Source organism: Sphingomonas hankookensis (genome assembly GCF_001619955.1).
GTDB lineage: Bacteria > Pseudomonadota > Alphaproteobacteria > Sphingomonadales > Sphingomonadaceae > Sphingomonas > Sphingomonas hankookensis_A.
Map to the genome: position 1 here is coordinate 64,904 of NZ_LQQO01000015.1, position 12,820 is coordinate 77,723.

The 12,820-nt window shown below is 71.9% G+C and carries 16 protein-coding genes; 15 read left to right on the forward strand and 1 reads right to left on the reverse strand.

What is annotated here, in order from left to right:
* Positions 1-127 precede the first annotated feature (127 nt).
* Positions 128-1,249 carry a phage portal protein gene (locus AVT10_RS09285; protein ID WP_066690099.1) on the forward strand — a complete coding sequence of 374 codons (1,122 nt, stop codon included), beginning with the start codon at positions 128-130 and terminating at the stop codon, positions 1,247-1,249.
* 111 nt (positions 1,250-1,360) lie between these two features.
* Here the strand turns inward: AVT10_RS09285 and AVT10_RS18165 are convergent, their stop codons facing one another.
* Positions 1,361-1,519: a hypothetical protein gene (locus AVT10_RS18165; RefSeq protein WP_157092725.1), complete on the reverse strand. Its 159-nt coding sequence runs from the start codon at positions 1,517-1,519 to the stop codon at positions 1,361-1,363.
* 20 nt (positions 1,520-1,539) lie between these two features.
* Between AVT10_RS18165 and AVT10_RS09290 the strand changes: the two genes are divergently transcribed.
* The 14 genes from AVT10_RS09290 (at position 1,540) to AVT10_RS09355 (ending at position 12,812) form a co-directional block, all read left to right on the forward strand.
* Positions 1,540-1,866, forward strand: a complete 327-nt coding sequence (locus tag AVT10_RS09290) for a DUF6127 family protein (RefSeq protein WP_232307945.1) — start codon at positions 1,540-1,542, stop codon at positions 1,864-1,866.
* On the forward strand, positions 1,863-2,231 hold the full coding sequence (locus tag AVT10_RS09295) for an HK97 family phage prohead protease (protein ID WP_232307946.1): 369 nt from the start codon (positions 1,863-1,865) through the stop codon (positions 2,229-2,231). Before AVT10_RS09290 ends, AVT10_RS09295 begins: the two co-directional genes overlap by 4 nt.
* A gap of 80 nt (positions 2,232-2,311) precedes the next feature.
* Complete coding sequence (locus AVT10_RS09300) at positions 2,312-3,340, forward strand: phage major capsid protein (RefSeq protein ID WP_066690104.1); 1,029 nt, start codon at positions 2,312-2,314, stop codon at positions 3,338-3,340.
* 236 nt (positions 3,341-3,576) lie between these two features.
* Positions 3,577-4,071 carry a hypothetical protein gene (locus tag AVT10_RS09305; protein WP_066690105.1) on the forward strand — a complete coding sequence of 165 codons (495 nt, stop codon included), beginning with the start codon at positions 3,577-3,579 and terminating at the stop codon, positions 4,069-4,071.
* Entirely contained in the window at positions 4,068-4,271 is a 204-nt protein-coding gene (locus AVT10_RS09310; protein ID WP_066690106.1) for a hypothetical protein, read from the forward strand. Before AVT10_RS09305 ends, AVT10_RS09310 begins: the two co-directional genes overlap by 4 nt.
* A complete protein-coding gene (gp17, locus tag AVT10_RS09315) occupies positions 4,268-4,648 on the forward strand; it encodes a tail completion protein gp17 (RefSeq protein WP_066690112.1) in 381 nt (126 codons plus the stop codon). The genes AVT10_RS09310 and gp17 overlap by 4 nt, the downstream gene beginning before the upstream one ends.
* A 658-nt stretch (positions 4,649-5,306) precedes the next feature.
* Entirely contained in the window at positions 5,307-5,714 is a 408-nt protein-coding gene (locus tag AVT10_RS09320; protein ID WP_066690114.1) for a phage major tail protein, TP901-1 family, read from the forward strand.
* Entirely contained in the window at positions 5,711-6,022 is a 312-nt protein-coding gene (locus AVT10_RS09325) for a GTA-gp10 family protein (protein WP_066690116.1), read from the forward strand. The genes AVT10_RS09320 and AVT10_RS09325 overlap by 4 nt, the downstream gene beginning before the upstream one ends.
* Positions 6,019-6,210, forward strand: a complete 192-nt coding sequence (locus tag AVT10_RS09330; protein WP_066690122.1) for a phage tail assembly chaperone — start codon at positions 6,019-6,021, stop codon at positions 6,208-6,210. Before AVT10_RS09325 ends, AVT10_RS09330 begins: the two co-directional genes overlap by 4 nt.
* On the forward strand, positions 6,203-6,748 hold the full coding sequence (locus tag AVT10_RS09335) for a tail tape measure protein (protein WP_066690124.1): 546 nt from the start codon (positions 6,203-6,205) through the stop codon (positions 6,746-6,748). Before AVT10_RS09330 ends, AVT10_RS09335 begins: the two co-directional genes overlap by 8 nt.
* 3 nt (positions 6,749-6,751) lie before the next feature.
* Entirely contained in the window at positions 6,752-9,040 is a 2,289-nt protein-coding gene (locus tag AVT10_RS09340) for a DUF2460 domain-containing protein (RefSeq protein WP_066690126.1), read from the forward strand.
* Positions 9,037-9,819: a DUF2163 domain-containing protein gene (locus AVT10_RS09345; RefSeq protein ID WP_066690128.1), complete on the forward strand. Its 783-nt coding sequence runs from the start codon at positions 9,037-9,039 to the stop codon at positions 9,817-9,819. Before AVT10_RS09340 ends, AVT10_RS09345 begins: the two co-directional genes overlap by 4 nt.
* A gap of 369 nt (positions 9,820-10,188) precedes the next feature.
* Positions 10,189-12,315, forward strand: a complete 2,127-nt coding sequence (locus AVT10_RS09350; protein WP_066690129.1) for a GTA baseplate fiber-binding domain-containing protein — start codon at positions 10,189-10,191, stop codon at positions 12,313-12,315.
* A complete protein-coding gene (locus tag AVT10_RS09355; RefSeq protein ID WP_066690131.1) occupies positions 12,312-12,812 on the forward strand; it encodes a DUF2793 domain-containing protein in 501 nt (166 codons plus the stop codon). Before AVT10_RS09350 ends, AVT10_RS09355 begins: the two co-directional genes overlap by 4 nt.
* The last annotated feature ends 8 nt before the right edge of the window (positions 12,813-12,820 follow it).

The window sequence follows — 12,820 nt, forward strand, 5'->3', positions numbered from 1 at the left end:
CGACTCGCGGTTTGTGGCGAGCCCTGCGTCGGGGCCCCCGCCTTCGCGGGGGTACGTCCATTGCTCGCGGCAACGTCGCCGCGTCATCGAAACCGACCGGGCGCGGCCCGGCAACAGGAGAACGAACATGAAATGGTTCGGACGCAGGTCCGGGCGCGATGGCGTGCGTCCGGTGTTGGCGCGCGGTGGCGCGACCTTGTGGCGCGACGGCAGCGGGCCGGCGGCGGGGGATTGGGCGCAGGGCTATGAGGCGCAGCTGCGCGAGGCGTATCTGGGCAATCCGATCGCACAGCGCGCGGTGCGGATCGTCGCCGAAGGGCTGGCGTCGCTGCCGGTGAAGGGCGACGCGCGGGCCGTGGCTTTGGTCGCGGCGCGGTCGGCGGGGCAGGATTTGCTGGAGAGCGTGGCGGCGCAGCTGCTGCTGCATGGCAATGCCTATGTCCAGATCATCGACGATGGCGCGGGCGGGATCGGCGAGCTCTATGCGCTGCGCCCCGAGCGGGTGACGGTCGAGGCGGATGCGACCGGGTGGCCGGTCGCCTATCGCTACCGGGTGGGCGAGCGGGTGCTGCGGATCTTGGGCGAGGGTGAGGGCGGTCGGCCGGGGCTGGTCCATCTGCGCGGCTTTCATCCGCTGGACGATCATTATGGGCTTGGGTGCCTGGGCGTGGCGGCGGGGGCGGTGGCGATCCACAACCAGGCGGCGCGGTGGAACAAGGCGCTGCTCGACAATGCCGCGCGGCCTTCGGGCGCGTTGGTCCATGATCCGGGCGATGGCGGGGTGCTGTCGGGCGAGCAGTTCGAACGGCTGCGCGCGCAGATGGACAATGCCTTTGCCGGCGCGGCCAATGCCGGGCGGCCGATGCTGCTCGACGGCGGCCTCAAATGGCAGGCGATGAGCCTGACCCCGGCGGACATGGATTTCGTAGGGTTGAAGGCGCAGGCGGCGCGCGAGATCGCGCTGGCGTTCGGGGTGCCGCCGATGCTGCTGGGGCTGCCGGGGGACAATACCTTTGCGAACTATCGCGAGGCGAACCGGGCGCTGTGGCGGCAGACGATCGTGCCGCTGGGCAACCGGGTGCTGGGCGCGATCGGGCAGGGGATCGATGGCTGGCTGGGGACGGGGGCGCTGGAAATCGAGGTCGAGGCGATTCCGGCGCTCTCCGACGAGCGCGACCAGTTGTGGACGCGGGTCGCGGGGGCGGATTTCCTCAGCGATGACGAGAAGCGGGCGTTGGTGGGGATGTGATTCTCGCCACCGGCGTCATCCCGGCGAAGGCTGGGATCTCCTGGTGGGGTTCGGTCTGCTTGCCGCGAGAGACCCCAGCCTGCGCTGGGGTGACGTGCGCGGCGAGGGGGATCAGCGCGGCGGCTCGGGCAGCGTGCAAACCAACGTCGTGCGGTCGAACCGGCCGCCGGCGTCGAGGCAGCGTTTCCCTTTGAGGAACGGCAGCGCGAACAGGAAGGCGAGGAGCGCCGCGGCGAAGGCGGCGGCGATGATGCGGAGGCGCGGTCTCACGGGCGTGGGCTAGCGCGGGCATGAGCGGGAGACAAGACATGGGCGATACGGGGCTGCTGGCGCAGTTGATGGGGCAGGCGGCGGACGATGGCGCCGACCTGCAGACGCTGCGCGCGATTGCGGAGGAGGCGGGCGAGCTGGGCGCGACGCGGGCGATGGCCAGGATCGGGCTGTCGGATGCGGCGGCGGCGGGCGACGTGCAGGAGCTGCGCGAGCTGTTGAAGGCGTGGCGCGATGCCAAGCGCTCGGCGCTGCGGGCGGCGGTGGCGTGGGTGATGCGGATGGCGTTCGCGCTGCTGCTGGTCGGGATCGCGGTCAAGACCGGGTGGCCTGAGTGGGCGCGGTGAGGTTCGCCGGGTACGCCGCGATCTTCGGGCGGGCGGATCGGGGCGGGGATGTGGTGTTGCCGGGGGCGCTGGTGGCGGCGGGGGCGGTGCCTTTGCTGTGGCAGCACCGGGGCGATCCGATCGGGACCGTCGAGTGGCTGGGCGAGGATGCGCGCGGGCTGCGGGTGATCGCTCGTATCGATGGCGGAGAGGCGGCGCGGCTGGTGCGGGCCGGGGCGGTCGACGGGCTGTCGTTCGGCTATCGGGCACGGTCGGTGCGGCAGGGGGCGTGGCGGACGATCGCCGCCGCCGAGCTGATCGAGGTGAGCGTGGTCGCGCAGCCGATGCAGGTGCTGGCGCGCATCCATGCGGTCGAGGACGGGTGACGGGTCGCGCGCTTCACAAACTTTTCCACAACGGGGGTGTCGCGGGTCGCGGCGCCCCTTTTTTCATGGGGACGACGAGTATGACGATCGAGACGCTGGCGGGGAGCTTTTCGGGTGTGGCGGCGGGCGGCAGCCGGCCGATGCTGAGTGCCGAGGTGCAGGGCGGCGGCTTCGGCGCGTTCGTGAGGAGCGGGATGACCGTCGAGACGAAGGCGGTGGCGGGGACGTCGGATGCGGCGGGCGGCTATGCGGTGCCGCGCGAGATCGATGCGATGATCGGCGCGACACTGAAGAGCGCCAGCCCGATCCGCGCCATCGCGCAGGTGGTGACCGTCGGGTCGGCGGGGTATCGCAAGCTGGTGACGAGCGGGGCGACGCCCTCGGGCTGGGCGAGCGAGGGCGGGGCGCGGCCGGAGACGGCGACGCCGACCTTCAACGAGATCGCCCCGCCGATGGGCGAGCTGTACGCCAATCCGGCGGCGAGCCAGGCGATGCTGGACGATGCCGCGTTCGACGTCGAGGTGTGGCTGGCGGGCGAGATCGCCGGCGAGTTCGCCCGGGCCGAGGGGCAGGCGTTCGTCAACGGCAGCGGGGCCGGGCGACCGCGCGGGTTCCTGACCTATCCGACCGCCACGACCGGCGATGCGGTGCGTGCCTTCGGGACGCTGCAGCATCTGCCCAGCGGTGCCGCGGCGGATTTCGGGAGCGATCCGGAGAACCGGCTGATCGACCTGGTCCATGCCTTGCGCGGCGCGTACCGGCAGGGCGCGTGCTGGGTGATGAACGCGCAGACCGCGGCGCGCATCCGCAAGTTCAAGACGGCGGACGGCGCGCTGCTGTGGACGCCGGGTCTTGCCGAGGGGCAGGCGAACACGCTGCTGGGCTATCCGGTGGTCGAGGCGGAGGACATGCCCGACATTGCGGCGGGCAACTTGCCGATCGCGTTCGGCAATTTCAAGGCGGGCTACCTGATCGCCGAGCGGGCCGAGACGCAGATCCTGCGCGATCCCTATTCGAACAAGCCGTTCGTCCATTTCTACGCCACCAAGCGCGTCGGCGGGGCGGTGATGAATTCAGAGGCGATCAAGCTGCTGAAGATCGCGGCGTAATCTGGCGGGGCGGGGGAAACCCCGCCCGTTTTGTTGGCAATCCAGCGCAGCTGGATTGCGGCGGCACCGGCCAGTGCCGGGTGAACAATGCCCCGCATTGTTCAGATCATGCCGGGGCATGATCGACCCGACACTCCCCCACCCGGCCACCCATCAAGAATACGCTGTGGCTGGCCGGGTGGGGGAGTGGGCCGGTGCCGCATCCGCCGTGAGGCGGCAAACCCAAGGAGAAACACATGAGCGCAGCGCCCTTTCCGGCGGCGGTGGTGGCGGGGGTGCGCGTGGCGGCGCGCGACCATCTGCGGATCACCGGGACCGCGGAGGATATGGTAATCGACCGGCTGGCGGAAAGCGCGCTGGCGCTGGCCGAAGCCTATACCGGCAGCGCCATCATCGCCCGGCCGCACGAGGCGATGATGGCGGCGTCGAACGAGTGGCGACCGCTGCCGGTCGCGCCGGTGACCTCTATCACTGCCGCCATGCCGGTGACGGCGATCGATATCGATGCGGCGGGCATCGGATGGGTGCGGATGGCGGCGGCGGGGCCGGTGCGCTTCGTCGCGGGGCTGGCGGCGGAATGGAGCGCGGTGCCGCCGCCGGTCGCGCAGGGGATCGTGCTGCTGGTCGCGCATCTGTTCGATGCGCGCACGGCGGCGGCGGCACCTCCGGCGGCGGTGGGGGCGCTGTGGCGGCCGTGGCGGCGGATGCAGCTGGCGGGAGTGCGGCGATGATCGGGGCGCTGGAGCGGGCGGAAGCGCTGGGCGAGCGGCGGGCGGTGGTGGTGCGTGAGCGGGTGGCTGCGGCGGCGGAGGAGGTGCCGGGGGTCGCGGCGGAGGTCGTCGGCGATGGCGTGGTGCTGTCGGGGCGGAGCCTTGTGCGGCGGACGGTCAGCGATCCCCGGCTGCAGGCTGTGGCGGGGTGGGGGCGATGATCGCGGGGACGTTGTTGCAGGCGATGCTGGTCGCGCGGCTGCGGGCGGTGCTGACCATGGCGAGCGTGTTCGATGCGCCGCCGGTGCGTAGCAGCCGGCCCTATGTCGTCGTCGATACGCCGGTGCTGACCGACTGGGGCACCAAGGATGCCGCCGGGCGCGAGGGGCGGGTGGTCGTGCAGCTGTTCGACGGCGGCGAGGTGCCGGTGCGGTTGCGCGACCTGGCGGCGGCGGCGGAGGTGGCGGTGTTGTCTGCACCCGCCGGGTTGGCGGGGTGGCGGGTGGTGAGCCTGTCGTTCGTGCGCAGCCGGGTGCTGCGCGAGGGCGACGGCTGGGTCGGGGCGCTGGAGTTTCGGGTGCGGATGCTGGCGGGGTGAAGGGGGGCGCCCTCACCCTTCCGCGGCTGCGCCGCTCCCTCCCTCTCCCGGTGGGAGAGGGAATGTTGGAGGGGTCAGGGGGCGGCCCAATGGTCATTCCCGCGCAGGCGGGAATCCATTGCCGCCGACGCCGAAGAAAGATGCGCAACCGCTGAGCAAATGGATTCCCGCCTTCGCGGGAATGACGAAGGGGGCGGGTGGGGCGCGCTTTGCCTGGACACGACGTACCCCGGCGTAGGCGGGGGCGAGGGTCGGCGCGACCGGCGAAGAGGAACGCCATCTCCGTACCCCCGCGCAGGCGGGGGTCCAGGGTTGCTTTGCGGGCGGTGGCGTTCGGGGCTCTGGATCCCCGCCTGCGCGGGGATACGGTCGTCATGACTAGGCCGCCGATCGCAACCGGGTCTGGGTCCCCGCCTGCGCAGGGATACGGGGTTGGTCGGGGCGCCCCGTTCCATCCCCGGACGTACCCCGGCGGAGGCCGGGGTCCAGTTTGGTGGCGATTTCGATCTTGCAGCAGCGCTTCCCGACTGAGCCCCGGCCTTCGCCGGGGTGCGGGAGGGGTGTGTGCGGTGGGCGTCATGAGATGCGGCGGGAGACCCCAGCCTTCGCTGGGGTGACGTTCGGTGCGCGGTGACGGATATTTTTCAGGAGAACATCGATGGCGGCGGAGAAGGGTAGTGCGTTCCTGTTGAAGATCGGGAACGGGGCGGTGCCGGTGGCCTATGCGACGGTCGCGGGTCTTCGGACCACGCAGCTGAGCGTCAATGGCGAGGCGGTGGCGATCACCAGCAAGGATTCGGGCGGGTGGCGCGAATTGCTGTCGGGGGCGGGGGTTCGCTCTGTCAGCGTCAGCGGTGCGGGAGTGTTCACCGGATCGGCGGCGGAGGTGCGGCTGCGCGGCAATGCGATGTCGGGCACGATCGACGACTATCGGCTGAGCTTCGAGAGCGGCGAGACGATGACCGGGCGGTTCCTGGTCACGCGGCTGGATTATGCCGGCGATTATAATGGCGAGCGCAACTACACGCTGGCGCTGGAATCCTCCGGCCCGGTGGTGTCGGCATGAGTGCGCCGGCCAATCCGGTGCGGGGTGAGGCGAGTGTCCGCGTGCATGGCGAAACGTTGGTGCTGCGACCGAGTTTCGCGGCGCTGGTCGCGGCGGAGGCGGAGGTCGGGTCGCTGTTCGCGCTGGTCGAGCGGGCGGCGGCGGGGCGGCTGACGCTGGCCGAGCTGGTCGCGCTGCTGTGGCACTGCCTGCGCGATCCGGCGCCGATGGGGCGCGAGGCGTTTGCCGAGGGGGTGACGGCGGGCGGGATGGCGGCGGCGACCCCGGCGCTGAAAATCCTGATCGCGCAGATCTTGGGCGGGCGGTGAGCTTCGCCGAGGGGGCGGGGCGGATGGCGGGGCTGGCCGGTGTGGCGTTCGGCTGGGGGCCCGACGCCTTCTGGTCCGCGACGCCCGCCGAGCTGGCGGCGCTGGTGCAGGCGGTGCAGGGCGATGCGCCCGACCCCTGCGACCGGATCACGATCGACCGATTGAAGGAGCGTTTTCCCGATGGATGAGGAAATCGAACGGCTGGTCGTGCGCGTGCGCGCCGATACCGCCGGGTTCGCGCAGGATGTGGCGACGATGCAGGCGAGCCTCGACGGGCCGTTTGCGGGCGGGATCGACCGGGCGGGGCGGGCGGTCGAGACGACGCTGGCGCGCGCGATCCGCAGCGGCAAGCTGGGGTTCGACGATCTGCGCGATACGGCGCTGAAGGTGCTGGGCGAGATTGCGGCGGCGGCGGTGGTCGGGGCGGTGACGCCGGGGGGCGGTGGCGGGCTGATCGCTTTGCTGGGGCAGTTGATCGGCGGGGCGCCGGGGCGGGCGACCGGCGGTCCGGTCAGTCCACAGCGGCCCTATTGGGTCGGTGAGCGCGGGCCGGAATTGTTCGTGCCGACCAGCAGCGGACAGGTGGTCGCGGCACAGGGCGGCGGTGCGCGCGAGGTGCGGGTGGCGATCACGGTCAACGCCGCCGGCGGCGACGCGCCCCGCGCGCTGCAACAGTCGAGCCGGCAGGTCGCGCGGGCGGTGCGCGCCGCGCTGATGGAGGCGTGAACCATGGGATATTGGCTGGCGGAGCGGCGCACGGTGCAGGAGGCGGGGGTGCTGTCGCGGTTCGACCCTGCCTATTGGACGGTCGATTTTCCGCGTCCGATGATGGCGTCGGTGGTGACGACGGGCGCGGATGCGCTGCGGGTCGACTGCGTCTTTTACCGGCAGGACGATCTGGCGGGGCTGATCTGGGCATCGGAGGATGTCCACGACCACCCGCTGCTGCGCTATGACACGGTGCGCGATTATCGCGATTGTACCTTGCGGTTCCGCTGGCGGTCCGGCGGCATCCGGCCGCTGGATGCGCGGCATGGCCCGGTGCTGACCATCGAGGGGCGCGATGCGGGCGGTGTAGCGCGGGCCTGGTATGTGCGGTTGTGGAATTACGCGACCGGCACGCCCGAGGATGCCGAGGTCGTGATCGACTTTGCGAGCGTCGTCGGCGGGTACAGGCTGCCCGAGGACGGCGTGCCGGTCTGGGCGGGCGATGTCGACCGGATGTTCGTGTCGCTGGTGCCGCCGGACTATGCCGAGGGTGGCGCCTTGCTGGCGGCGCCGGCGGAGGGCTGGGCGGAGATGTCGGCGATCCGGTGCGAGGGGCCGGGATCGGTGCTGGGCGTCGGCGATGTGGTGCTGCCCGAACATGACCTGCGGATCGCGAGCGGCTATGACGACAGCTATCACCTGACGCCCGAACGGCTGCTGCACAATGCGCTGCGGCTGGGGTATCGTGGTGCCCTCGTCCACTATGTGGGCATGAGCCATTATTTCCGGCTCGAACGGTCGGGTGACGGGCTGTTCGTGTCGCTGGCCGGGGGCGTGCTGAATGGGCCGTGCGCCGCGTGGCATCGCGACTTTGCCGAGCGGGCGGGGGCGCTGGGGTTCGATCCGATCTGGTCGCTCAGCTACGAATTGTTCGACGCGCATTGCTGGGGCGACTGGAAACAGCGGGCGAGTGACGGGTCGCCTGCGCTGACCGGATGGGTGCCGCCCTCGACCTTGCTGTCGCCGGCGCATTCGGGCGCGATGGGGTATCTGCAGGCGGTGGCGCGGGCGTTCGTCGGGATCGCGCGGGCGGCGGGCGGGCGCGGGCGGTTCCAGGTCGGCGAGCCATGGTGGTGGGTGACCACCGATCATCGCATCTGCCTGTACGACGATGCCGCGCGGGTCGCGCTGGGCGGTGACGTGCCGGTGATCGACGATGTGCGCGGGCGTTTGAGCGCGGCGCAGCGGGGGTTGCTCGACCGGGCGGGGGCGTTGCTGGCCAGCTCGACGGCGGCCTTGGTCGCGGCGGCGCGGAGCGCGGGGGCGGAGGAGGCGTTGCTGCTCGCCTATCTGCCGACGATCCTGAATGCCGACAGCCCCGAGGTCAGCCGGGCGAACCTGCCGGTCGGCTGGGCAAGGCCGGCGTTCGATGTGTTGCAGCTGGAGGATTATGACTGGGCGGCGACCGGCAATGTCGGGGCGACGGCGCGGGGCGTCGCGGCGGCGGGGGTAAGGCTCGGTTATCCGGCGCACGAACAGCATTATTTCTCGGGCTTCGTGCTGAAGCGCGAGGACCGGGCGCAGTGGCGCTCGATTGCCGAGGCTGCGGAGGTGGCGATGGCGAGGGGCGTGGCGGAGACGTTCGTCTGGGCGCTGCCGCAGGTGCTGCGCGACGGGTTCATCTATTTTCAGGAGGAGGGGGCGATGGAGGCGTTCGATGACGTGCGCTTTCCGCTGGCGCTGGGCGCGGAGGCCGAGGTGATGCCGGAGACGTCGACCGCGATCGCGGTGGCGGCGGGCGGGCACGAGGCGCGCAATGTCGACTGGGCGGAACCGCGCACCCGCTATGATGTCGGACCCGGCGTGCGGTCGCAGGCGGATGTGGCGCTGCTGCTCGATTTCTTTCGCGCCAGGCTGGGGCCGGCGCGGGCGTTCCGGTTGCAGGACCCGTTCGATCATTCGACGGCCGCGGTGCCGGGATTTGGCGATGTGGTGATCGGGATCGGCGATGGCGCGACGACGCGGTTCGCGCTGGTGAAGCGGTACGGGCAGATGGTGCGGCGGATCACCCGGCCGGTGGCGGGCAGCGTGCGGGTCGGCGTGGGCGGGGTCGAGACGCAGGGCTTTTCGGTCGGCGCGGGCGGTGTCGTGCTGCTCGACGTCGCGCCGGGCAAGGGCGTGGCGGTGACGGCGGGGTTCGTGTTCGACGTGCCGGTGCGCTTTGCCGAAGACCGGTTGCAGGTGGCGCGGGCGACCCATGGCGCAGGTGTCGCGGCCAGCGTGCCGCTGATCGAGGTGCGCGAGGCATGAGCGCGGTCACGACGCTGACGCTGTGCTGGCGGATCGAGCGGCGCGACGGGGTGACGTTCGGGCTGACCGCGCATGACCGCGACCTGGTGGTGGACGGGCTGACCTATCGCGCGGCGCCGGGGATGACTCCGTCGGCGATCGTGCGCGACGATACGCTCGACGCGCCGGCGATGAGCGTCGAGGGGGCGCTGAGCCATGCCGCGATCCGGGAAAGCGACCTGCTGGCCGGGCGCTATGACGGGGCGCGGGTGGCGGTGTTCGCGATCGACTGGGAACGGCCGGGGGCGGCGGTGCCGGTCGCGAGCGGCCGGATCGGCGCGGTCGAGGCGGGGCGGGGGAGCTTTGCTGCCGAAGTGCTGGGCGGCGAGGTGCGGCTGGAGGCGCCGGTGGTCGAGGCGACCTCGCCCGGATGCCGCGCGACGCTGGGCGACCGCAGGTGCCGGGTGGCGATGCGCGGGCGGCGGAAGGTCGTGCGGGTCGTCGCGCAGGAGGGCGAGCGGCTGGTGCTGGCGGCGGGGGCGGGGTTTGCGCGCGGGCGGCTGCGGTGGATCGGCGGGGCGAATGGCGGGCTGTCGGCGTTCGTCGTCGCGGCGGATGCGGAGAGCGTGACGCTGGAGGCGGTGCCGGGCTTCGAGGGGACGGGGGCATTCGTCGAGCTGAGCGAGGGGTGCGACGGGACGCTGGCGACCTGTCGCGACCGGTTCGGCAATGTCGCGAATTTTCGGGGCGAGCCGCATCTGCCCGGCATCGACCTGCTGACCCGCTATCCCGGCGCATGAGCGCGGTCGGGCGGGCACGCAGCGTCATCGGGTGTCGGTTCCGCCGGCAGGGGCGGACGCCGGACGACGGATTCGACTGTGTCGGGCTGGTCGGCTGGGCGCACTGCGTCGCGGTGCCGGACGATTGTCCGCCGCGCTGTAGCGATGTGGCGCGGGTGGTGGCCGGGCTGGGGCAGGGGTTCCGGCAGGTCGAGCAGGCGGTGGCGGGCGATGTGCTGCTGATCGAAAGCGGGCCGGGGCAGCTGCATCTGGCGATCGCGAGTGGCGACGGCGTGATCCACGCCGATGCGGTGGCGCGGGCGGTGGTCGAACGGCCGGGGCCGCCGCCGTGGCCGGTCCTGAGCATCTGGCGCAAACGGGAGGACGAACATGGCGACGATGGTGCTGACGACGCTGGGCGGCGCAGTGGCGGGGCCGGTCGGGGCGGCGCTGGGGCGTGTGGCGGGCGGGGCGGTGGACGGCGCGATCTTCGGCGGACAGGCGCGGCAGGGGCCGAGGCTGCGCGAATTGCAGGTGCAGCTGTCGAGCAATGGCGCGCAGATCCCCAAGCTGTTCGGCACGATGCGGGTGGCGGGGACGGTGATCTGGGCGACCGACCTGCGCGAGGCGGCGTCGACCAGCGGCAAGGGCGCGGGGCGGACGATGCAGTTTAGCTATAGCGCTTCGTTCGCGGTCGCGCTGTCGGGGCGGCCGATCCGGGGCATTCGCCGCATCTGGGCCGAGGGGAAGTTGCTGCGCGGGGCGGCAGGCGACTGGAAGACGCGCACCGGCGGCTTTCGCTGGTATCCGGGCGACGAGGCGCAGATGCCCGATCCGCTGATCGCGAGCCGGGTCGGGATCGCCGACGCGCCGGCCTATCGCGGCATCGCCTATGCGGTGTTCGAGGATCTGGCGCTCGCCGATTTCGGCAACCGCATCCCGTCGCTGACCTTCGAGGTGGAGGCGGATGCCGGGCCGGTGGCGGTCGGGACGATCGTCGAGGCGCTGGGCGGGGGCGCGATCCGTGCCGAGGATGCGGGTCCGCTGTTCGCCGGCTATGCGGCCAGTGGCGCGCAGGTGCGTGACGCGATCGAGGCGATCGTCGAGCCGCTGGGCGGGTGGTATGCCGCCGCGGACGACGGCACGGCGCTGCGGATCGGGGCGGGGCCGGCGCGGGCATTGCGCGATGCGCCGCTGCCGACCGATGCGCCGACGTGGCGTCGTCCGCCGATTGCGCCGGCCGATATCGTCATCGCCTATCACGATATCGCACGCGATTATCAGGCGGGGGTGCAGCAGATTTTGCGCCTTGGCGGCACGGCACGGGTGGTCCGGATCGAACTGCCCGCCGCGCTGGATGCGGCGACGGCGGCGCGGATCGCCGGCGATGTGGCGGCGCGGGAGACGGCACTGGGCGATGTCCGGACGGTCGCGCTCGACTGGCGGTCGATCGATGTGGCGCCGGGCGAGCGGGTGACGCTGTCGGACGTACCGGGCCTGTGGCGGGTGCGGCGGACGCGGATCGAGGCGATGCGGATCACGCTGGAACTGGTGCGGATCGCGGGTGCCGGCCATGCCGCGCGGCCGGCGACCGGGGTGCCGCAGCTGGCGGCGGACGTGCCGGCGGGACGGACCGTGATCCGGCTGGTCGAACTGCCCGGCGAAGATGCGGGGGCTGTCCCGGTAGTCCATGCCGTCGCCGCCGGCACAACGGCGGGCTGGCGGCAGGCGATGCTGTCGATCGGCGGCGATGCGACCGGCTGGCGCGAGATCGGCAGTACTGCCGCCGGCGGGGTGATCGGGTCGGTGACGGTGCCACCGGCGGCGGCGACATCGCTGGTCGAGGATCGGGCCTCGGCGATCGAGGTCACGTTGCTGCACGATGCGATGACGCTGGAGAGTATCGATGCGGCGGCGATGGATCGTGGCGGCAATGCCGCGCTGGTCGGTGAGGAGATCGTGCAATTCGGGTCGGCGGTACGGACCGGTCCCTGCCGCTGGCGGCTGTTGCGCCTGTGGCGGGGCGTGCGGGGCACCGCATCGGCGATGGCGACCCATCGCCCGGGCGAAGGCTTCGTGCTGCTCGATCCTGCCACGCTGCGTCCGGTCGATGGCGCGATGACCGGCGTTCCGATCGCAATGATGGCGGCCGGCATTGTGGACGGCGACGTGGCGAACGCGACGATGGTTCCGACCGGGCGATGGCTGGTGCCGCCGGCCCCGGTTCACCTGTCGATCATGGCCAGTCGCGACGGCCCGCTTCTGCGCTGGAGCCGCCGGGCGCGACAGTTCGCCCCGTGGCGCGACGGGGTCGACCAGCCGCTGGTCGAGGAGCGCGAGGCGTATCTGTTGACCGTGACCGATGCCGCCGGAACCGCCCGGTCGATCGAACTGACGGAGACGCAATGGCGTCCGGTCGACATCGTCGGCCGGGTGACGATCGAGCTGCGCCAGATCGGCACGAACGGCCTGTCGCCGCCGGCCACCCTGTCCTATTCCCCGGAGATGTCGCGATGAACGAGCTGACCCATCGTCTTGGCCTGCCGCTGCTTCACGTTGCGCAGGCGCACAAGGAAATGGCGCATAACGAGGCGCTTATGCTGGTCGACCTGCTGTTGCACGGATGCGTCGCCGGGGTGGCGCAGGACGCGCCGCCGGTGGCCGCGGCGCCCGGCCAATGCTGGATCACGGGCGCTGCGCCGAGCGGCGAGTGGGCCGGGCAGGCGGGACGGATCGCCGGCATGACCGAAGGCGGCTGGCGCTTCGTGTCGCCGCGCGAGGGTATGCGATTCTGGTGGACCGGTGGCGAAACGACCGTGGAGTTCCGCGGGGGTGCGTGGCGGCTCGGCGAAGTGTCCGCCCGCCGGATCGTGATCGCCGGAAACCCGGTCGTGGGAGCGCAGCAACCGGCGATCGCGGCCCCGCAGGGCGGTACGGCCCGCGACGAAGAGGCACGGACGGCGGTAACGGCGATCCTGGCGGCGCTGCGTGCGCACGGGCTGATCGCGGGCTGAAAAGCGTG